The sequence below is a fragment of the Bradyrhizobium quebecense genome (assembly GCF_013373795.3).
Lineage (GTDB): Bacteria > Pseudomonadota > Alphaproteobacteria > Rhizobiales > Xanthobacteraceae > Bradyrhizobium > Bradyrhizobium quebecense.
This window is the reverse complement of sequence record NZ_CP088022.1, coordinates 3310306-3330101: the sequence shown is the minus strand read 5'-3', so window position 1 is coordinate 3330101 and position 19796 is coordinate 3310306. Positions and strand designations below refer to the sequence as shown.

The following is a 19796-nucleotide window of genomic DNA, read 5'->3' as shown; positions in this document are numbered from 1 at the left end:
ACGTGCGGAATCGCACGGAAAACTGCCAAAAAGGACGGCAAACTCGCGCCTTACATTGCTATTTTGTCAGACTTGCCCCAGTTGCGGCGCAATACCACCGTCACTATTGTGGCGAATCCCTGCCTCATCGAGGAAGAACCATGACCTTGCCGTTTCGGAATCCGTCGCGTGCCCTGGTGCTCACGATCGCCGTTGCCGCAGGAACCGGTCTGGTGCATGGGGCGGCCGCTGCGGCCGGCGGGCCTTTTCTGGCGCATCAGGCGCTGTACGATCTGAGCCTCGTGAAATCGCGCGGCTCCAATTCGGTCAGCGATGCGCGCGGGCGCATCCTGTACAATTTCTCCGGCAGCTCCTGCGAAGGCTACACCTCCGAATTCCGCCAGGTGTCCGAACTCGACAGCGGCGAGGGTAAGGTGACGCTGTCCGATCTGCGCTCCTCGTCCTGGGAGGATGCGTCGGGCAAGAGCTACCGCTTCAAGATCGATACGCGGATGAACGACAGTGAATCGTCGCCGGTCGACGGTATCGCCGAGCGCGTGGGCGATCATATCACCGTGAAGCTGACCCAGCCGGTGAAGAAGACGTTCAATCTCGACGGCAAGATCGTGTTCCCGACCGAGCAGATCCAGCACATCATCGCCGCCGCCCGCGACGGCAAATCGGTGCTCGAACAGACCGTCTATGACGGCTCCGACAATGGCGAGAAGGTCTACAACACGCTGACCGTGATCGGCCGGCCGATCGCGGGCGACCGTGCGCCGTCATCGCCCGATCCGTCGACCGCGAGCGACGCGATGAAAACTATGACGCGCTGGCCGGTGACGGTTAGCTATTACGACAGCGACGCGCGGGCCAAGGATGGCGAGCAGACGCCGGTCTATGCGATGTCGTTCGAGCTCTACGAGAACGGCGTCTCCCGCGCGCTGGTACTGGATTACAACGACTTCGTGATCTCGGGCGCGCTGGACAAGTTCGACGTCAGGGATTCCAAGCCCTGCAAGTGAGGGTTGGCTATCGCCGCCCACTCGGCGTCGTCCCGGCGAAAGCCGGGGCGACAGCGGAGCAAGCCTGAGCCCTCTGCAAGACCGCACTGGCCGGAACCGGCCGACACGAGTACGCTTCCCAAAACACGCGTGTCAGGGAGGCACATCATGAGCAAGCTCGACCATCTGCGCCCCAGCGGCCTGCATCACAATCCGGCTTACTCCCACGTCGTGGTCGCCTCGGGTGCGCGCACGATCTACATTTCTGGACAGGTTTCCACCGACGAGGAGGGCCGGGTGGTCGGCGCCGGCGATCTCGCCGCGCAGACCACGCAGGTGATGCAGAACCTCGGCATGGCGTTGAAAGCCGCCGGGGCGAGCTATTCCAACATCGTCAAGATCACGACCTTCGTCGTCGGCTACAGACCGGAGCTTCGCCCGATCATCGGCAAGGCGCGCTCGGCGTTCTTCGAGGGCATGGAGCCGCCGGCCTCTACCCTCGTCGGCGTCACCGCTCTCGCGGCCCCGGAATGGCTGATCGAGATCGAGGCGGTGGCCGTCGCGGATTGAGGACAGTGTCTCATCGTCATTGCGAGCGAAGCGAAGCAATCCATGCTTCAGTATATGCGGAGCGATGGATTGCTTCGTCGCTTCGCTCCTCGCAATGACGGCCGTTGAAACCGAGTAGCTTCTAGTCCTCCGCGTTCTTCTGCGGCCCCTCATAGGCGATACCCCGGATCACGGCGGCGTTGCCGAACTTCTTGCGCAGATTGTCGATCGCGCGTTCGGCGTGCGCCGAGCGGCGGTCGAGCATGTCGGAGTCGTTGGCCTGCGCCCCCGGGCGCAGCGCGCTGACGCCGGCGCCCATCAGGCGGAAGGCAGTGCCGTCGATCTCCTTCACCAGCATCTCGCGCGTCACCGCAAAGATCTTTGCGGCCAATTGGGTCGGGGTCTGGATCGATTGCGAGCGGGTGCGCTGGCGGAAGTCGGCGGTCTTCAGCTTCAGCGTGATCGTGCAGCCCGAGAGGTCGCTGCTTTTCAGCCGCGCCGAGGTCTTCTCCGACAGCTTCCAGAGCAGTTTTTCCAGGATTGCAAAATCGCGGATGTCGGTCTCGAATGTGGTCTCGCTCGAGATCGTCTTGGCGCCGCGATCGGGCACCACCGTGCGGTCGTCGATGCCGCGCGCCAGCCGCCACAGCCTGCGGCCTTCGCTGGCGAACTGCTTCATCAACTCGTTCTCGTCGGCGCGCTGCAGGTCGGCGATGACGCGGAAGCCGCGCTGCACGAGCTTCTCCTGGGTCGCAGGGCCGACGCCGTAGATGAAGCCGACCGGTTTGCTGGCCAGCATCTCGCGCGCCTCGTCCTGGTCGAGCGTGGCGAAGCCCCTCGGCTTGTCGAGGTCGGAGGCGATCTTGGCGAGGAACTTGTTGCAGGACAGCCCGACTGACACCGTGATGCCGATATCGCGCTCGACGTCGCGGGCGAATTTGGCAAGCACCTTGGCCGGGATCATGCCGTGGACGCGCTGCGTGCCGGAGAGATCGAGGAAGGCCTCGTCGATCGACAGCGGCTCGACCAGCGGCGTCAGCGCCTGCATGGCCTGGCGCACCTCGCGCCCGACCCGGACATATTTCGCCATGTCGGGCGGGATCACGGTGGCGTCGGGGCAGAGTTCCAGCGCCTTGAACATCGGCATCGCCGAACGGACGCCGTAGGTGCGGGCGATGTAGCAGGCAGCCGACACCACGCCGCGCTTGCCGCCGCCGATGATGACGGGGCGGTCGGCGATCTCAGGATTGTCGCGCTTCTCGACGGTGGCATAGAACGCGTCGCAGTCGATATGCGCCAGCGCCAGCGCGGGCAGGGTGCGATGACGCACCAGCCGCGGCGAGCCACAATGGCTGCATCGCTTCACCTTGATATCGAGATCGCCGAGGCAGTCTCGGCAGAAACTGAGGGGGCCGTCGGAAGATGGCGCTGCCGTCGTCACGGCACGTCGCGCTCCCATTTCGGGTCACCTAGCACCTGGTGGGCGGCAGCGATGTTGGTCGGGTGCAGTTCGGAGGCCGCGGCGAAGGCCTTCACGGTGGCATCGTCGCGCATCACGAAATCGAGTACGCTCGCAAGAAATTGAGGATTGGACGCAGCGTTCCGCAGCGTCTCCGGACCGATTCCGGTTTCGGCCAGGAACAAGCCCAGCCGCTCGGGATCGCCGGCAATGAAGCCGAGCGCCTGAATCGCAACGATTTCAGCGACTTCCCGGGGGTTGTGAACAGGCTTTTTCAACGCGCCGGTTTGCCTTTCCGTTAACTTATGGTCTCTAATGAGAGGCCCATCATGCCCGAGTCTTCCGCATGTGTTCAAGCAACGGAAACCACGCTGCGGAAGTTGGACTCCGGGTTAACGGGTTAGAGCGATTCTGGCGCTAGTTTGAATTCACATTTTCGACGCGCTCCGCGCGCGGTGCGTGAGGTGCCGCAGCCGGGCCTGTTTCCTAAGTCTGGGAGGGACGGGATGGCCAAAACCGTCCTGATCGTGGAGGACAACGAGCTCAACATGAAGCTCTTTCGCGATCTGTTGGAAGCGCATGGCTATCAGACTTCGGGCACCAGCAATGGCTTCGAAGCGCTCGATCTCGTCCGCAAGCTGCGCCCCGACCTCATCCTGATGGATATTCAACTGCCCCAGGTTTCCGGCCTCGAGGTTACGCGCTGGATCAAGGACGATCCCGATCTGCGCACGATTCCGGTGGTCGCGGTCACCGCCTTCGCCATGAAGGGCGACGAAGAACGCATCCGCGAGGGCGGCTGCGAAGCCTATTTGTCCAAGCCGATCTCGGTCGGCAAATTTATTGAGACTGTCCGACGCTTTATCGGATAGGGGAGTTGTGGTGCCATGTCCGCGCGTATCCTCGTCGTCGATGACGTTCCGGCGAACGTCAGGCTGTTGGAAGCCCGCTTGTCAGCCGAATACTTCGATGTGCTGACCGCGTCCAACGGAACCGAGGCGCTGGAGATCTGCACGCGCGCGGAATGCGACATCATCCTGCTCGACGTCATGATGCCGGACATGGATGGATTCGAGGTCTGCCGCCGGCTGAAGTCGAATCCGGCGACCCATTTCATTCCCGTCGTCATCGTCACTGCGCTCGACAGTCCTGCCGATCGCGTGCGCGGCCTTGAAGCCGGCGCCGATGACTTCCTCACCAAGCCGGTGTCCGACGTCGTGCTGATCGCACGCGTGCGCTCGCTGACACGGCTGAAGATGATGACCGATGAGCTGCGCATGCGCGCCATCACCTCGCTCGAGATCGGCATGCAGGCGCCCGAGCGCAGCGCGATCGCCGACCGGGGTACCGGCGGCCGCATCCTGCTGGTCGACGACCGGCCGTCGTCCTACGAGAAGCTGGCGCCGATCCTCTCCGCCGAGCACACCGTCGACGTCGAGACCAATCCGTCGGAAGCGCTGTTTCACGCCGCCGAGGGCAACTACGATCTCCTGATCGTCTCGCTCAGCCTCGACAATTTCGATGGCCTGCGGCTGTGCAGCCAGGCCCGCTCGCTCGAGCGTACGCGCCAGGTGCCGATCCTCGCGGTCTCGGATGCCGACAACAACACGCGGCTGATGCGCGGGCTCGAGATCGGCGTCAACGACTATCTGCTGCGTCCTGTCGACAAGAACGAATTGCTGGCGCGGGCGCGCACCCAGATCCGCCGCCGCCGCTACACCGATCATCTGCGCGACAATGTCCAGAACTCGATCGAGATGGCGATCACCGATGCGCTGACCGGCCTCAACAACCGGCGCTACATGGAGAGCCACCTCGCGACCTTGGCGGAGCAGGCTTCGATCCGCGGCAAGCCGCTGGCGCTGATGATCCTCGACATCGACTACTTCAAGGCGATCAACGACACCTACGGCCATGACGCCGGCGACGACGTGCTGCGCGAATTCGCCGTTCGCATCCGCAAGTCGATCCGCGGCATCGATCTCGCCTGCCGCTATGGCGGCGAGGAGTTCGTGATCGTGATGCCGGAGACCGATCTGCATGTCGCCGGCATGGTCGCCGAGCGGCTGCGCCGCTCGATCGCGGGCGAGCCGTTTGCCGTCAACAAGGGCGGCAAGCGGATCACAGTCACGATCTCGATCGGGCTCACCACGCTGGAGCGAAAGGGCGAGCAGGTCAGCGACGTGCTCAAGCGCGCCGACACCGCGCTCTATCGCGCCAAGCACGACGGCCGCAACCGCGTGGTTTCGGCCGCTGCGTAGCGCGCCACGCTCTCCGCACCATCGGTCGTCATACCCCGCGAAAGCGGGGTATCCAGTACGCCGCGGCCTCTCGTTCAGACAACACCGCCTCTGGAATACTAGGTCACCCGCATGCGCGGGTGGCGACAGGGTGGGTGACCTATCTTCCGCGCTTCACCGCGTCATAGGCCATGCGCTTGAACTCGAACGAGAACGGATGGACGAACGCCATCTGGCGCTGCGCCATCATGACGCCGGCGATGCCAGTCTTCGGCGAAATCCACCACTGCGTGCCCGCGACGCCGCCCCAGTAGAACTCGCCGGCCGCGTCGGGATGATCGATCGGCGAGGGGGTGAGGATCAGGCCACCGGCAAGCCCGTGCGCCTTGCCGGGTTGCTCGCCCATCATCGCGAAGCGGATCCATTGTCCTTCGGGCAACTGGTTGGACATCATCATTGCGATCGTGTCCGGCTTCAGCAGCGTCGGTCCGCCGGGCAGCAGGCTGCGGATCAGCGCGACCATGTCGGGCAGTGTCGACACCAGGCCGCCGCCGCCATTGAGCCTTGCGACCGGGCGCAGATAGGCGCCGGGGAAGGGCGCATCGTCGGTGCGGGTGAGGCCCGGCTTCATCGGCTCCATCAGATCTGCGCCGGCGTAGTAGGCCACGAGCCGCCCTTGATCCCTTTCCGGAACGACGAAGCCGGTATCGACCATGCCGAGCGGATCGAGGATGCGCGCCTTGATGAATTTGTCGAAGGTCTGGCCGCTGACGACTTCCACCAGACGCGCGATCACATCGATCGCGAGCGAGTATTCCCACGATGTACCCGGCTGATAGATCAGCGGCAGACCGGCGAGCACGTCGACCATCTCAGCCAAGGTCGTATTAGGATTGTGCACGCCGCGCTCGTTGAGCGCTTTGAAAATGACGGTGCCGGGATCGAAGAAACCGTAGCTCAAGCCGGCACTGTGGCTCAGCAGTTGGCGGATGGTGACCGAACTCTGCGCCGGTTCGGTGTCATCGATCGACGTCGCGCCCGGCCGCAGCACCTTGCGGTTGCCGAGCTGCGGGATGAAGGTCTCGATCGGATCGTCAAGCCGGAACCGGCCTTCCTCGAACAACAGCAGCGCCGCGCAGGAGGTGATCAGCTTGGTGTTGGAGAACACCCGGAAGATGTGGTCGGTGCGCAGCGGGATCTGCGCTTCCTTGTCGGCCCATCCGACGCAGCCCGTGTCGGCGATGTCGCGCCCGACCAGAACCGACCAGGAGATGCCGGACAGCAGATTGTTGTCGATATAGCGCTGCATGGCGGCGCGCGCCGGCGCGAAGTCGTAGCCGGTGGCCGTCACCTTCAGATTGTCCATGGTCGTTCCCCAGTTGTGCCGCAGGTTGTCGCGCGGTCGCCGTCAATCTCGCCGGACGGAATATCCAGTCGGGAATTCCGTCGCGTGCCGTCAACGCTACCAACCAAACCGGACTTGTGTACGCAACCGGATTTATCCAGTGCGCTTCTTGTCCGCGGGCGCGGAGCCGCCGACCGTGACGCCCGCATTCGCCAGCAGCACGCGGGCGGCTTCCTTCGCCGCGCGCGCCATGGCTGGATCGTCGCGCACCAGGTCCTGCGCGATCGAGCCGTCGACCAAGAGCGTCAGCTGGGTCGCAAGTCCCTCGGCATCGGCAACGCCAAGCTGCCGCAGCAGATCGCGAAACCAGACCCGGCGGCTTTCCTTGAAGGCGACGGCGATATTGCGGACGGTGCGGTCCTCGTCGTCCGGCCCGAGCTCGGCGACCGCGTTCACGAACGGGCAGCCGCGAAAATCCTTCGCCGAGAATCGTCGCTCCAGCGAATCGAAGGTTGCGAGGATCTGCTCGGCCGGCGGCTTGTCGGAGGAGCGGGGCTGCACGAAGCGGCGCTGCAAATAGGCCTCGATCAGCGCGTCCTTGGACGGGAAGTGATTGTAGAGCGTGCGTTTGCTGATGCCGATCTCGGCCGCGATGGTGTCGACGCCGATGGCACGAATGCCCTGCAGGTAGAACAGTTTGTCGGCGGTCTCGAGGATCCGCTCTTTCATGGTCTGTTTGGGAGGCGGGGAAGCCATGCGCCGGCCGTGATCCTCTTCGCTTGACAGGTCTCCCCCTGTATAGCCTAAGTACACAGGTCTGTGTAACCAAAACATGCGTGAATCGCAGGCTGTGGCTATCGTGCCGCGCCGATCCGGGAGAACAAGAACAATGCCCCTGTTGCAGGTCCTGCGTCCCACGCTTCCCATTTTGATCGGTGCCTCCATCATGCTCACGCTGAGCATGGGGCTGCGGCAGAGCCTTGGCATCTTCATGCAGCCGCTGACGCACGACATCGGCATCTCGGTGTCGCATTTCACGCTGGCGCTGGCGGTGCAGAACCTCGCCTGGGGCTTCCTGCAGCCGCTCGCGGGCGCGATGACGGTGCGCTACGGCTTCCGCCCGATCATGGTGGTCGGTGCGCTGGCCTACATCGCGGGCCTCGTGCTGATGACGACGGCACATGGGCTCGTCGCCATCATGATCGGCGCCGGTGTGCTGATCGGCCTTTCGCTCGCCTGCACCGCGAATGCGATCGCCATGTCGGTCGCAGCGCGCGCGGTGTCGGAGACTGTGCGTTCGACCGTGCTCGGCATCGTCTCCGCCGCGGGCTCGCTCGGCGCGTTGCTCTCGGCACCGATCGGCCAGATGCTCAATGAAGGGTTTGGTTGGCGCGTCGGGCTTGCCGGATTCGTCATCCTGTCGATCGGGATGATTCCAGCCGCGCTGTACGCCGGTCGCGTCGACAGGATCCCGCTGCCGAAGCCCTCGGCCGATGATATCGGCAACGCCACGGCGGCGACCGCGGCCAAGACCGCGTTCGGCAACGCATCCTTCGTGGTGATGACCTGCGCCTACATGGTCTGCGGCATGCAGCTTGTCTTCCTCACCACCCATCTGCCGTCGTATCTGGCGATCTGTGGACTGGATCCGATGCTGAGCGCGCAGACGCTCGGCATGATCGGCGGCTTCAACGTGCTGGGCTCGCTGTTCTTCGGCTGGGCCGGCCAGCGCTGGAACAAGCTCGCGCTGCTCGGCGGCATCTACATCCTGCGCTCGCTGGCGCTCGCCTGGTACTTCATGCTGCCGGCAACGCCGGGCTCGACATTGCTGTTCGGCGCCATCATGGGCTTCCTCTGGATGGGCGTCGGTCCGCTGGTCGCGGGCGCGGTGGCCGAGATGTTCGGTCTGCGCTGGCAGGCGATGATCCAGGGCCTTGCCTTCATGAGCCACCAGGTCGGCAGCTTCCTCGGCGCCTACGGAGGAGGGGTGATCTACGACTCGCTCGGCTCCTACACCATGGCCTGGCGGATCGGCATCGCACTCGGTCTTGCCGGCGGCATCATCCAGGTCGCCTTCGCGCTGATCCGGCCGGCGCAACCGCCGCTGCTCAAGGCCGCCTAGCTTCCGATCCCGGCCAGATGGCGACTGCCCCATGCGAGGGCAGTCGCGGCTGCTGCCTATTTTTCCATCGGTCGCTTGCTGCGAGAACGTGCAATGGAGCGCGAAGCCGTTCCGTGCGCGGATTAAAGTCACAGTGTCTTCAATGTGTTACGCCGCACGCGTCGGTGGCACGAATCTTGATTGAATTTGGCTAGAAATCGTGCCGGAAGCCGTTGCTGCGGTTCCGGCCTGGGGACCCATGGGAAGGGCTGGCCGCGATGAGGCTAGTCGCCGTCATTCTCCAGCCATCCGCGCACCACGGCCTCCGCCGCGCCGCCGAGCAGGTGGCCTTTGTGCCTTACGTCGGGCCTCATACCGCAGCGACTTCGCTGCATCCCGCCACCCGTACCGCGGCGCTTCGAGACATCACCCTAACCGAGCGCGCAGGTCGCCCTTCGCTCGCGCAGAACGCGCCGCGCCCATTCCGAACAGCAGCATTTCTTGTGAAGGGAGGACGATGATGGAGTCTGGGACACACACGCGCCAGAAGCTCGTGAGAATCGTGGTTGCCTTGCTGGGGGTGGCGGTTCTTTGCCTGCTATTTAGCGACCTCGCGCTGGCTGAGGATGCGGCGCCACCGGCCTGCGGCGGCAAGATTCTCGAGAAGTGCACGCCGAACTCGGGCGACACCGCCTGGATGCTCACGTCAGTCGCGCTCGTCCTGATGATGACGATCCCGGGGCTCGGCCTGTTCTATGGCGGCATGGTGCGCAAGAAGAACGTCGGCGACACCGTGATGACCAGCTTCGCCGTCACCTGCCTGGTCACGATCCTGTTTGCCGTCCTGACCTACAGCCTGGCGTTTCGTGCCGGCACGCCGTTCATCGGCGGTCTGGATCGCATGTTCCTCAAGGACATCCTGAGCGACATCGGCAAGGGTGGCATCGGCAATCCCAATCCGCTTGCCGCGACCATCCCCGAGTCGGTTTACATCTGCTTCCAGATGACGTTCGCCATCATCACGCCGGCGCTGATTGCCGGAGCGTTTGCCGAGCGGATGAAGTTCTCGGCGATGCTCTGGTTCATCGGGCTGTGGGCGATCTTCGTCTATGCGCCGATCGCGCATTGGGTCTGGGGCCCTGACGGGATCTTCTCGGCGGGCAATGATGCCGCCTATGTCAAGGTTCTCGATTTCGCCGGCGGCACCGTGGTGCACATCAATGCCGGCGTGGCCGGGCTGATGTGCGCCATCATGCTTGGAAAGCGCGTCGAGACGGGGCCGGCGCACAACATGGTGCTGACCTTCATCGGCGCCTCGCTGCTGTGGGTCGGCTGGTTCGGCTTCAACGCCGGCTCCGCCGTCACGGCGGGAATGCAGGCGGGCATGGCCATGCTGGTGACCCAGATCGCGACGGCAGTGGCGGCCTTCACCTGGATGCTGGTGGAATGGGCGTTGAAGGGCAAGCCGACCGTCGTCGGCATCTGCTCGGGTGCCGTTGCGGGCCTCGTCGCGATCACGCCGGCCTCCGGTTTCGTCGGTCCGGTCGGCGCTTTCGCCATCGGCATTGCCGCCGGCGTCTGCTGCTACTGGGGATGCACCGGCCTGAAGCGCTTGTTCAGCTACGATGACGCGCTGGACTGCTTCGGCGTCCATGCCCTCGGCGGCATCGTCGGGGCGCTGCTGACCGGGGTGTTCGCGGTCGAGCAGTATGGTGGAACGGCAGGCGTTCTGGAGGGAAATCCCGGGCAGTTCCTCAATCAATGCATCGGCGTCGCGACGGTTTTCGTGTATGATGCCGTGGTGAGCCTGATCATCCTGTTCGTGATCAATCTCTTCGTCGGGCTTCGCGTGACGCGAGACATCGAGCGCGAAGGGTTGGATCTGGCACTGCACGGCGAGGTCGTGCAGTAGACTTTGGCGGCACTCCGCACAGCCGGCGATGTCAGCCGGCTGGCGCGGATCAAAGCTGTTCGAGGTGATCCGATGAACTGGTTCTATTGGAACACAGCGTGGTCGCTGTTCTTCAGCCTCGTTTGGTTCATGACTATCACACACAATCCGGATGCGCGTATCGCGGACGCGCATCTGCGTGATGAGGCGTTCAAGGGCTAGCTCCGGTAGTAGCGCCACATCCTGAGGAACGTCCGGTGGATCTCGTCGGGCGTCCGGTCGAATGGCTCGAGACTGACGCGGACCACGCCACGATGGTCCATGCGCCACGGCAAGCGCATGAGCAGCCGATAGGCCGGCCGCTTGCGCCAATCGGCCACCAGTGCGCTGCCGAGCGGCCCGTTGAGCGCGATCTGCAACTCGTGAACGGTCATCGCGCGCTCGGCGATCTCGACGAGATCGATGCGCGTGATGGCGCGCCAGCGAATCAGCCCGAAGGCCTGGATGAAAATGCCGTACTGGTTGGCGCCGATGGTCGGACGACCGGCCTCCAGCAGAGGGATGTTGTAGTAGGTGAAGCCGCCCGCCGCGGCCGCCGGCGCCAGCCAATAGATCTCGCCCGTGATCCAGCTCGCGGTCAGGAAGATCGCGGCCAAAGCGGCCGTGACATAGACCGGAAAGTAGATGTCCTCGCGGCCGTAGGCGACCGAGTAGCCGCCTGCGTTTCCCTCGTCCAAGCTTGCGATCATCTGAGCCTTGCGCCCGGACTTGTCCGGGAATCATGCGGGATGACGCAGGCCTACAAAGCAAAAACGGGGCCGCGAGGGCCCCGTTCGAAACGTCGGAAGCAGGCGATCTTACTTGATCTTGGCTTCCTTGAACTCGACGTGCTTGCGCGCGACCGGGTCGTACTTCTTCTTGACCAGCTTGTCGGTCATGGTGCGCGAATTCTTCTTGGCGACGTAATAGAAGCCGGTATCGGCCGTCGACACGAGCTTGACCTTGATGGTGACCGCTTTGGCCATGTGCAAAACCTCGAAACTGCAGGGATATCGGGAGCCGGCCAAATCGGCCCGCGTTTGGCCGGGAAACTAGCCAGAAACCGCCCAAAGTCAAGGATTTCCGAGCCAAAACCACCCCGATTCCGGGCCGATTACCCCCCGAAGAACTGATTTTTGGGCCGCGGCAGGCCCAAATTCTCGCGCAGGGTCCGCCCTTCGTACTCGGTGCGGAAAATCCCGCGCTTCTGCAGTTCCGGGACCACCTTGTCGACGAACTCGAACAGGCCCTGCGGCAGATAGGGGAACATGATGTTGAAGCCGTCGCTGCCGCGGCCGGTCAGCCATTCTTCCATCTGGTCGGCGATGGTCTGCGGCGTGCCGACGAAGGCAAGCCCGCCATAGCCGCCGACGCGCTGGGCGAGCTGGCGCACGGTGAGCTTGTCGCGCGCCGCGACATCGATGAGGCGCTGGCGGCCGCTCTTGCTGGCATTGGTTTCCGGGATCGGCGGCAATTGCCCGTCGGGATCGAAGCCCGACGCATCGGTGCCGAGGATCACCGAGAGCGAGGCGATCGCGCTGTCGTAATGCACGCGGCTGTCGAGCAGCGCGCGCTTCTCCTTGGCTTCCTCGACGCTGTCGCCGACCACGACAAAGGCGCCGGGCAGGATCTTCAGATGCTCGGGATCGCGGCCGATCTTTTCCATGCGGCCCTTGATGTCGGCATAAAGCTTCTGTCCGTCCGCAAGGCTGCCGCCGCCGGTGAACACGGCTTCCGCGGTCTCGGCCGCAAGCTGCCTGCCGTCGTCGGAGGCGCCGGCCTGCACGATGACCGGCCAGCCCTGCACGGGGCGGGCGATGTTCAGCGGGCCGCGCACCGAGAGATATTTGCCCTTGTGGTTGAGCACGTGCATCTTGTCGGGATCGACGAACAGCCCGGACTCGACATCGCGCACGAACGCATCATCGGCGAAGGAATCCCACAGGCCGGTGACGACGTCGTAGAACTCGCGGGCGCGCCTGTAGCGCTCGGCGTGCTCCATGTGATCGTCGAGGCCGAAATTCAGTGCGGCGTCCGGATTGGACGTGGTGACGATATTCCAGCCGGCGCGACCGCCGGAAATGTGATCGAGCGAGGCGAAGCGCCGGGCGACATGATAGGGCTCGTCGAAGGTGGTCGAGCCGGTCGCGATCAGGCCGATATTCTCGGTGACGGCCGCGAGCGCCGAGAGCAGGGTGAACGGCTCGAACGACGTCACGGTGTGGCTGCGCTTCAGCGCGTTGATCGGCATGTTCAGCACGGCCAGATGGTCGGCCATGAAGAAGGCGTCGAACTTGCCGGCCTCGAGCTTTCGGATCAGCTGCTTGATATGGTCGAAGTTGAAATTGGCGTCGGGCCAGGCCCCGGGATAGCGCCAGGCGCCGGTGTGGATGCTGATCGGCCGCATGAATGCGCCGAGCTTGAGTTGACGCTTCGCCATTGCCCCGTTCCGTCGTTGTTGTCGTTAGCGGAACAGATAGGGAGGCGTTTCGCGGCATGCCATCCCAACGGCGGCAGAAGAATTTTGCAATTTGAGGGGTGGCTGGAGGATAAGTCCGCGTTCGTCTCACGGTCGTCATTGCGAGGAGCGCTAGCGACGAAGCAATCCACAATTCAGCAAGCAGTGAGATGGATTGCTTCGCTTCGCTCGCAATGACGGGAATCGAGCGTCTCCTACGCCCCCAGCACGTCCTTCTGCATCTTGCCGCCGTAGAAATGGAAGAACGGCACTGGCGCGTCGTGACGGAGCGGGCCGGTGGCGAGGCGGCGATCGAGTTCGGCGAGCACATTCTTGGTCATGGCGTGCGCGTCCGCGAGCGGCTCGGAGCCGATCTCGACCCACACGAGCTCGACCAGCTCGGCATCTGCATGCACCACGCCTTCGACACGATGCGCGATCGCCGAGGCATCCGCGGTGAAGAAGCGCGTGTCGAAGCGGCGGACGCGGCCGGGCGGCGTGATCGCGCGCGCAATCAGGAACAGGCCGGACGGATCAGGCAAGAGACCAGCGTCGGCGAACGGCGCCCAGGGGCCATCGAGCTTCTGCGACTTCTCGACCTTGCGGCCGAGGCAGAGCCCGGTCTCTTCGCAGGCTTCGCGGATCGCGGCATTGGCGAGCGCGCGCGCGCGGCCGGGCGTGATCTTCGGGCTGCCCTTCAATAGATTGGCTTCGAGCTCCGGTGTGATCGGGGCTGCGACCGGCACGCGGTTGTCGGCTTTGTCGACGCGGCCGCCGGGGAAAACGAATTTGCCCGGCATGAACACGACCTTGTCGTGGCGCTTGCCGACCAAGACCTTCGGCTTGGCACCGGAGCGATCGATCAGGATCAGCGTCGCCGCATCCTTCGGCCGGAAGTATGCGTGATGATCGGCTTCCTTTTCGCCCTGGTGGACGGCGGCGGCAGGGGCGGCAGCTTCAGTCATTTCATCCCTTTCATTTCTTCTTGGTGCCCGGTTTAGCTAGACCGGCGGGATGTCGCTAGGGGGATTCTCGTCAAAGCCATGCATGCGCAGGGCCCATTGCAATCCAATCACGGCTCCCTTCACCGGCTGCAACAGCGCCAGCGACGCGAACAGCGTGAATGACAGATAGATCGCAAGTTGCAGCCACACCGGCGGCGAATAGTTGGTCTCGATCCACAGCGCGGTCGGTACCACGATATGGCCGACAATCACGATGACGAGATAGGCGGGCAGATCGTCGGCGCGATGCGGTGTGAAATCGAGATCGCAGACCGGGCAATGGCCGTCGCATTTGAGAAACTTGCGGAACAGCCTGCCTTTTCCGCAGCGTGGGCAGCGGCCAAGGAACCCGCGCTTCATCGCGGTCCACACGTCGCGCTTCTCTGGCTCAGCTGCGTCGCGGGTCCAGACCACCGTGGGCGGTGTCACTTCCATGACTTGCCTCGCTTCGATTTACCGGATGTCGGCTTCGCCGGCTTGCGGTCCTTCTTCTTGCGTGCCTTCCGCTCCTTGTGCGCTTTCTTGCCGGATCCCTTATTGGGCCCCTTGCCAAATCCAGCGCTGCGGCGCTCGGTTCCGACGCCGTCGCGTTTTCTGCCGCGCGGAATTGTCTGACCGTCGGATAATAGCTCAAAACGCAGCGCGCCCGCCACCGGCGCGGCCTCGACCAGGCGCACGTCGACGACATCGCCGAGCCGATACATGGTGCCGCTGCGCGTGCCGATCAGCGCGTGGCGGGCTTCGTCGTAGTTGAAATACTCGCTGCCGATGGTGCGGATCGGGATCAGGCCGTCGGCGCCGGTGTCGTCGAGCTTCACGAACAGGCCGGCTCGCGTCACGCCGGAGATGCGGCCCTGGAACGAAGCGCCGATGCGATCGGCGAGGAAATGCGCGATCAGACGGTCGGTGGTCTCGCGCTCCGCCTTCATCGCGCGGCGCTCGGTGACGGAAATCTGCGCGGCGATCTCGGCCAGCGTCTCCACGCTCTCATCGGTCGGCAAGGCACCCTCGCCAAGGCCGAGCGCGCGGATCAGCGCGCGATGCACGATTAGATCGGCGTAGCGGCGGATCGGCGAGGTGAAGTGCGCGTAGCGGCGCAGGTTCAAGCCGAAATGGCCGTAGTTCTCGGCGGAGTATTCGGCCTGCGCCTGCGAACGCAGCACCACCTCATTGACCAGCGGTTCGTAATTCTCGCCGGCAACCTGCGCCAGCACGCGATTGAATTGCGTTGGACGCAGCGCGCCCTGCTTGGTGAAGGGCAGGTCGAGCGTCTTCAGGAATTCCTGGAGGTTGTGCACCTTCTCCTGGCTCGGCTCGTCATGCACGCGATAGATCAGCGGCAGCGCCTTCTTCTCCAGCATCTCGGCCGCGGCGACGTTGGCGAGGATCATGAACTCCTCGATCAGCCGGTGCGCATCAAGCCGCTGCGGCACGATCACCCGATCGACGGTGCCGTCCGGTTTCAGGAGGATCTTGCGCTCGGGCAGATCGAGATCGAGCGGGTCGCGCTCGTTGCGTGCGAGCTTGACCAGCTCGTAGGCCGACCACAGCGGCTTCAGGATCGGATCGAGCAGGGGACCCGTCGTGTCGTCAGGCCTGCCGTCGATCGCGGCCTGCGCCTGCGCGTAATTGAGCTTTGCCGCCGAGCGCATCAGCACGCGATGGAAGGTGTGCGAGCGCTTGCGGCCGTCGGCGCCGATCACCATCCGCACCGCGAGCGCGCCGCGCGGTTCGCCCGGCACCAGCGAGCAGCGATTGTTGGAGATGCGCTCGGGCAGCATCGGCACCACGCGATCGGGGAAGTACACCGAGTTGCCGCGCTGGAGCGCGTCGCGGTCGAGCGCGGATCCGGGCCGCACGTAAAAGGCGACGTCGGCGATCGCGACATGGATGATGAAGCCGCCCTTGTTGTTCGGATCGGAATCGACCTCGGCATGAACGGCGTCGTCGTGATCCTTGGCATCCGGCGGGTCGATGGTGACAAGCGGCACCTCGCGCCAGTCCTCGCGGCCCTGCAAGGTCGCGGGCCTGGCGTCTTCGGCTTCGCGCAGCGCAGAGGACGAAAACACCTGCGGGATGTCGTGGGTGTTGATCGCGATCAGGCTGATCGCCTTCTCGCTCGCGATCGAGCCGAGCCGTTCCTTGACGCGGGCGGAGGCGAGCCCGTAGCCGCGGGTGCGGATCAGGTCGACGCTGATGAGGTCGCCGTCCTCGGCGTCGCCGCTGTCGGCCTTGGCGATGTTGAGCTCGCGGCCGGCCTGCTTCTTGTCGACGGGGATCAGGCGCCCGCCGCCATCAGGGTTCTTGCGGAAGATGCCGAGGATGCGAGCGCGGCCGTGATCGATCACCTTGATGACGCGGCCGCGATAGGGCGTGCCGTCGTGCTCGTCGGTCACCTCGACGTGGAGCAGCGCGCGGTCGCCGACGCCGGCGGTGGTGCCGGGCTTCGGCCGCCGCGGCGTCTCGATGCGGATTTTCGGGGCGGAGCCGTCTTCCGAATCCCACTCGGCGGGCGTCGCAATCAACTCGCCGTCGCTGTCGCGGCCGGTGATGTCGGCGAGCACGGTGGGCGGCAGCGCCGCCGGCTCGTGGATCTTGCGGCGGCGCTTGGCGACCGTGCCGTCGTCGGCGAGTTCGCGGAGGATCCGCTTCAACTCGATGCGGTCGGCGTTCTTCAGGCCGAACTCGCGCGCGATCTCGCGGGTGCCGACCTTGCCTGGATTGGCGCGGATGAAGGCGACGATGGCGTCCCGGCCCGGAAAGCCATGGTCGGGTTTTCGTTTCACTTATCCTCTTGCCTTGCCGGCGCTCTTCTTCGCGGGCGCTTTCGCGGGTGCCGATGACTTTGCGGGCGAGGTCTTGGCACCGGAGGCGACCGGCGCGCGCGCCTTGCTGGTCGCATCCGTTTTCGGCTTCGTCGCGGCCTTCTTCGACGCAGCCTTCTTGGCAGGCTTGGCCTCGGCGTCGCCGTCGGTCTCCTCAGACGTTGCCTTTTCAGACTTGGCTTTCTTGGCCTTGGCGGGCTTTTCCGCCTTTGCCTTCTTGGCCTTCTTGCCGCCGCCCTTGGCCGCGCGCTCGTCGATCAGCGCGATCGCTTCCGCGAGCGTGATCTCGTCCGGGGTGCGGTCGCTCGGGATCGTCGCGTTGACGCCGCCGGCCGCGACATAGGCGCCGTAGCGGCCGTTCTTCAGCGCGACGGCGCCGAGCGTCGGGTGGTCGCCGAGCGGCTTGCCCGGATCGGCGCCGAAGCGGCGGCCGCTCGGGCCCTTCGCGATCTTCTCCGCGATCAGCGTGACGGCGCGGTTCAACCCGATGTCGAAGACTTCGTCACCGGCCTCGAGGCTGGCATAGGTCTTCTCGTGCTTCACGAACGGCCCGAACCGGCCGAGGCCGGCGGTGATCGGCTGCCCGGTCTCCGGATGCTTGCCGATCTCGCGCGGCAGCGACAACAGCTTCAGCGCCAGTTGGAGATCGACATCGGCAGGCGAGGTGCCCTTCGGAATGCCGGCGCGCTTCGGCTTCTCGCCTTCGGCGTAATCCTTCTGCTCGCCGAGCTGGATGTAGGGGCCGAACCGGCCGGCCTTCACCGTGACGTCGAACCCGGTGTCGGGATCGGTGCCGAGCACGCGATCGGCGCTCTCGGCGCTGTCCGCCGCGAGCGGCCTTGTGTAACGGCATTCCGGATAGTTCGAGCAGCCGACGAAGGCGCCGAACTTGCCGGCCTTGAGGTTAAGCCGGCCGGTGCCGCAGGTCGGGCACTGCCTGACGTCGCCGCCATCCGTGCGCGGCGGATAGATGTGCGGACCGAGCATCTCGTCGAGCGCATCGAGCACCTCGGCGACGCGGAGGTCCTTGATGTCGTTGACCGCACCGATGAAGCCGCGCCAGAAATCCTGCAGCACCTGCTGCCAGGCGATCTCGTTGTTCGAGATACGATCGAGCTGTTCCTCGAGATCGGCCGTGAAGTCGTACTCCACGTAGCGCGAGAAGAAATTCTCCAGGAACGCGACCACGACGCGGCCCTTGTCCTCGCCGTGCAGCCGCTTCTTCTCGAGCTTGACGTAGCCGCGGTCCTTCAACACCTGCAGGATCGAGGCGTAGGTCGAGGGGCGGCCGATGCCGAGCTCCTCCATCCGCTTCACCAATGATGCTTCCGAGAAGCGCGGCGGCGGCTCGGTGAAGTGCTGGGTGACGGCAAGGCTCTGGCGCTTCACGGCCTCGCCCTGGCTCATCGCGGGCAGGCGGCGTGAATCCTCGTCTTCTTCGTCGTCGCGGCTTTCCTGGTAGAGCGCGAGGAAACCGTCGAACTTGATGACCTGACCGGAGGCGCGCAGCTCCAGCACGCGGGCGCCGGCCTTGGCCTCGATGTCGACGGTGGTGCGCTCGAGCTCGGCCGATTCCATCTGGCTCGCAATGGTGCGCTTCCAGATCAATTCGTAGAGCCGCGCCTGATCGGTATCGAGCCTTCGGCCGATGGTGGCCGGACGGCGCGACAGATCGGTCGGGCGGATCGCTTCGTGCGCTTCCTGCGCGTTCTTGGCCTTGGCCTGATATTGGCGCGGGGCATCCGGCACATAGGCGTTGCCGTAATCCTCGCCGATCACCTTGCGAGCCTGGGTGATCGCGGACGGATCGATCTGCACGCCGTCGGTTCGCATATAGGTGATTAGACCGGTGGTCTCGCCGCCGATGTCGATGCCTTCATACAGCCGCTGCGCGATGCGCATGGTGTGCGCCGGCGCGAAGCCGAGCTTTCGGCTCGCTTCCTGCTGCAGGGTCGAGGTGGTGAAGGGCGCCTGCGGATTGCGCCGGGCCGGCTTGGCCTCGACGGTCGCGACCTTGAACAGCGCGGCCTCGATCGCCTTCTTGAAGTCCTCGGCTTCCGCGCCGGAGCCGATGTCGAGCCGTGCGATCTTCTTGCCGTCGGCGCCGACGAGCCGGGCCTCGAAGGCTTCGCCGCGCGGCGTCAGCAGCGTCGCGACCAGCGACCAGTACTCCCTCGGCACGAACTTCTCGATCTCGAGCTCGCGGTCGCAGACCAGCCGCAGCGCGACCGATTGCACGCGGCCGGCAGAGCGGGCGCCGGGCAGCTTGCGCCAGAGCACGGGGGAGAGGGTGAAACCGACCAGATAGTCCAGCGCGCGGCGCGCCATATAGGCGTCGACCAGCGCGCCGTCGATCTGGCGCGGCGCCTTCATGGCGTCGGTGACCGCCTGCTTGGTGATGGCGTTGAACACGACGCGCTCGACCTTCTGGTCCTTCAGCGCGCGCTTCTCCTTCATCACCTCCAGCACGTGCCAGGAGATCGCTTCGCCCTCGCGATCAGGGTCGGTCGCCAGAATCAGGCGGTCGGCCCCCTTGAGCGCCTTGGCGATGTCGTTCAGCCGGCCGGCGGCCTTGGCATCGACCTCCCAGATCATCTGGAAATTGGCGTCCGGATCGACCGAACCGTTCTTGGCCGGGAGGTCGCGAACATGGCCAAACGACGCCAGGACCTCGTAGGAGGACCCCAGATATTTATTGATCGTCTTGGCCTTGGCAGGCGACTCCACAATGACGATATTCATGTCATTCCAATGGCTTATGGGAAAACTTGAAGGCGGGTTCCGCTAGACTCGCGGCCCGCCGTGTCGGGGCGAACATGGGTGCTGGGGCGGTCGGTGTCAAATCGCCAGATATTGAAGGGAGGGCTCAAGCTGTGGAGTTCCTATCCCTAGGGTTGAAAAA

The 19796-nt window shown here is 64.7% G+C and carries 18 protein-coding genes; 7 read left to right on the top strand and 11 right to left on the bottom strand.

The annotated features are described in order from the left end of the window. The first annotated feature begins 140 nt into the window (after positions 1–140). Complete coding sequence (locus tag HU230_RS16110) at positions 141–1004, top strand: cell envelope integrity EipB family protein (protein ID WP_176530844.1); 864 nt, start codon at positions 141–143, stop codon at positions 1002–1004. Positions 1005–1151: 147 nt separating this feature from the next. Further along, complete coding sequence (locus tag HU230_RS16105) at positions 1152–1553, top strand: RidA family protein (protein WP_092114816.1); 402 nt, start codon at positions 1152–1154, stop codon at positions 1551–1553. A 121-nt stretch (positions 1554–1674) separates the two neighbouring features. Here HU230_RS16105 and HU230_RS16100 read toward each other — a convergent pair whose 3' ends face one another. Both HU230_RS16100 and HU230_RS16095 read right to left on the bottom strand, forming a co-directional pair. Continuing rightward, entirely contained in the window at positions 1675–2991 is a 1317-nt protein-coding gene (locus HU230_RS16100) for a DNA polymerase IV (protein WP_176530845.1), read from the bottom strand. After that, positions 2970–3269, bottom strand: coding sequence for a DUF3572 domain-containing protein (locus tag HU230_RS16095; protein ID WP_050425563.1), 300 nt, complete (start codon positions 3267–3269; stop codon positions 2970–2972). Before HU230_RS16095 ends, HU230_RS16100 begins: the two co-directional genes overlap by 22 nt. 228 nt (positions 3270–3497) lie before the next feature. Between HU230_RS16095 and HU230_RS16090 the strand changes: the two genes are divergently transcribed. Together HU230_RS16090 and HU230_RS16085 are read left to right on the top strand one after the other, a co-directional pair. Further along, positions 3498–3863: a response regulator gene (locus HU230_RS16090; protein ID WP_016845968.1), complete on the top strand. Its 366-nt coding sequence runs from the start codon at positions 3498–3500 to the stop codon at positions 3861–3863. Positions 3864–3878: 15 nt separating this feature from the next. After that, complete coding sequence (locus HU230_RS16085) at positions 3879–5252, top strand: PleD family two-component system response regulator (protein WP_176530846.1); 1374 nt, start codon at positions 3879–3881, stop codon at positions 5250–5252. Positions 5253–5391: 139 nt separating this feature from the next. Here the strand turns inward: HU230_RS16085 and HU230_RS16080 are convergent, their stop codons facing one another. Together HU230_RS16080 and HU230_RS16075 are read right to left on the bottom strand one after the other, a co-directional pair. Next, on the bottom strand, positions 5392–6597 hold the full coding sequence (locus HU230_RS16080) for a serine hydrolase domain-containing protein (protein WP_224943308.1): 1206 nt from the start codon (positions 6595–6597) through the stop codon (positions 5392–5394). Between the two features lie 132 nt (positions 6598–6729). Further along, positions 6730–7332, bottom strand: a complete 603-nt coding sequence (locus HU230_RS16075; RefSeq protein WP_176530847.1) for a TetR/AcrR family transcriptional regulator — start codon at positions 7330–7332, stop codon at positions 6730–6732. A 133-nt stretch (positions 7333–7465) separates the two neighbouring features. On the opposite strand from HU230_RS16075, the gene HU230_RS16070 reads away from it, so the two are divergent. The 3 genes from HU230_RS16070 to HU230_RS16060 all read left to right on the top strand — a co-directional run bounded on the left by HU230_RS16070 (position 7466) and on the right by HU230_RS16060 (position 10790). Then, entirely contained in the window at positions 7466–8698 is a 1233-nt protein-coding gene (locus tag HU230_RS16070; RefSeq protein WP_176530848.1) for an MFS transporter, read from the top strand. A 496-nt stretch (positions 8699–9194) separates the two neighbouring features. Next, on the top strand, positions 9195–10589 hold the full coding sequence (locus HU230_RS16065) for an ammonium transporter (RefSeq protein ID WP_176530849.1): 1395 nt from the start codon (positions 9195–9197) through the stop codon (positions 10587–10589). 3 nt (positions 10590–10592) lie between these two features. Then, positions 10593–10790, top strand: a complete 198-nt coding sequence (locus HU230_RS16060; RefSeq protein WP_176530850.1) for a hypothetical protein — start codon at positions 10593–10595, stop codon at positions 10788–10790. Here the strand turns inward: HU230_RS16060 and HU230_RS16055 are convergent. The 7 genes from HU230_RS16055 to topA form a co-directional block, all read right to left on the bottom strand. After that, complete coding sequence (locus HU230_RS16055) at positions 10787–11317, bottom strand: hypothetical protein (protein WP_176530851.1); 531 nt, start codon at positions 11315–11317, stop codon at positions 10787–10789. The genes HU230_RS16060 and HU230_RS16055 overlap by 4 nt on opposite strands. A 108-nt stretch (positions 11318–11425) precedes the next feature. Next, positions 11426–11593: a 50S ribosomal protein L33 gene (rpmG, locus tag HU230_RS16050; protein WP_018271988.1), complete on the bottom strand. Its 168-nt coding sequence runs from the start codon at positions 11591–11593 to the stop codon at positions 11426–11428. 128 nt (positions 11594–11721) lie between these two features. After that, positions 11722–13047, bottom strand: coding sequence for an LLM class flavin-dependent oxidoreductase (locus tag HU230_RS16045; protein ID WP_176530852.1), 1326 nt, complete (start codon positions 13045–13047; stop codon positions 11722–11724). Positions 13048–13280: 233 nt separating this feature from the next. Further along, positions 13281–14030 (bottom strand): NUDIX hydrolase, encoded by a 750-nt coding sequence (locus HU230_RS16040; protein WP_176530853.1) that lies wholly within the window; start codon positions 14028–14030, stop codon positions 13281–13283. A 36-nt stretch (positions 14031–14066) separates the two neighbouring features. Next, positions 14067–14504, bottom strand: coding sequence for a DUF983 domain-containing protein (locus HU230_RS16035; RefSeq protein WP_176530854.1), 438 nt, complete (start codon positions 14502–14504; stop codon positions 14067–14069). Next, a complete protein-coding gene (gene rnr, locus HU230_RS16030) occupies positions 14495–16855 on the bottom strand; it encodes a ribonuclease R (protein ID WP_176530855.1) in 2361 nt (786 codons plus the stop codon). Before rnr ends, HU230_RS16035 begins: the two co-directional genes overlap by 10 nt. Next, positions 16856–19636, bottom strand: a complete 2781-nt coding sequence (topA, locus tag HU230_RS16025) for a type I DNA topoisomerase (RefSeq protein WP_176530856.1) — start codon at positions 19634–19636, stop codon at positions 16856–16858. Positions 19637–19796: the final 160 nt, after the last annotated feature.

Coding starts and splice junctions, on each gene's coding strand:
- HU230_RS16110 (WP_176530844.1), top strand. CDS start 141: ATGACCTTGCCGTTTCGGAATCCGTCGCGTGCCCTGGTGCTCACGATC.
- HU230_RS16105 (WP_092114816.1), top strand. CDS start 1,152: ATGAGCAAGCTCGACCATCTGCGCCCCAGCGGCCTGCATCACAATCCG.
- HU230_RS16100 (WP_176530845.1), bottom strand. CDS start 2,991: ATGGGAGCGCGACGTGCCGTGACGACGGCAGCGCCATCTTCCGACGGC.
- HU230_RS16090 (WP_016845968.1), top strand. CDS start 3,498: ATGGCCAAAACCGTCCTGATCGTGGAGGACAACGAGCTCAACATGAAG.
- HU230_RS16085 (WP_176530846.1), top strand. CDS start 3,879: ATGTCCGCGCGTATCCTCGTCGTCGATGACGTTCCGGCGAACGTCAGG.
- HU230_RS16080 (WP_224943308.1), bottom strand. CDS start 6,597: ATGGACAATCTGAAGGTGACGGCCACCGGCTACGACTTCGCGCCGGCG.
- HU230_RS16075 (WP_176530847.1), bottom strand. CDS start 7,332: ATGGCTTCCCCGCCTCCCAAACAGACCATGAAAGAGCGGATCCTCGAG.
- HU230_RS16070 (WP_176530848.1), top strand. CDS start 7,466: ATGCCCCTGTTGCAGGTCCTGCGTCCCACGCTTCCCATTTTGATCGGT.
- HU230_RS16065 (WP_176530849.1), top strand. CDS start 9,195: ATGATGGAGTCTGGGACACACACGCGCCAGAAGCTCGTGAGAATCGTG.
- HU230_RS16055 (WP_176530851.1), bottom strand. CDS start 11,317: ATGATCGCAAGCTTGGACGAGGGAAACGCAGGCGGCTACTCGGTCGCC.
- rpmG (WP_018271988.1), bottom strand. CDS start 11,593: ATGGCCAAAGCGGTCACCATCAAGGTCAAGCTCGTGTCGACGGCCGAT.
- HU230_RS16045 (WP_176530852.1), bottom strand. CDS start 13,047: ATGGCGAAGCGTCAACTCAAGCTCGGCGCATTCATGCGGCCGATCAGC.
- HU230_RS16040 (WP_176530853.1), bottom strand. CDS start 14,030: ATGACTGAAGCTGCCGCCCCTGCCGCCGCCGTCCACCAGGGCGAAAAG.
- HU230_RS16035 (WP_176530854.1), bottom strand. CDS start 14,504: ATGGAAGTGACACCGCCCACGGTGGTCTGGACCCGCGACGCAGCTGAG.
- topA (WP_176530856.1), bottom strand. CDS start 19,636: ATGAATATCGTCATTGTGGAGTCGCCTGCCAAGGCCAAGACGATCAAT.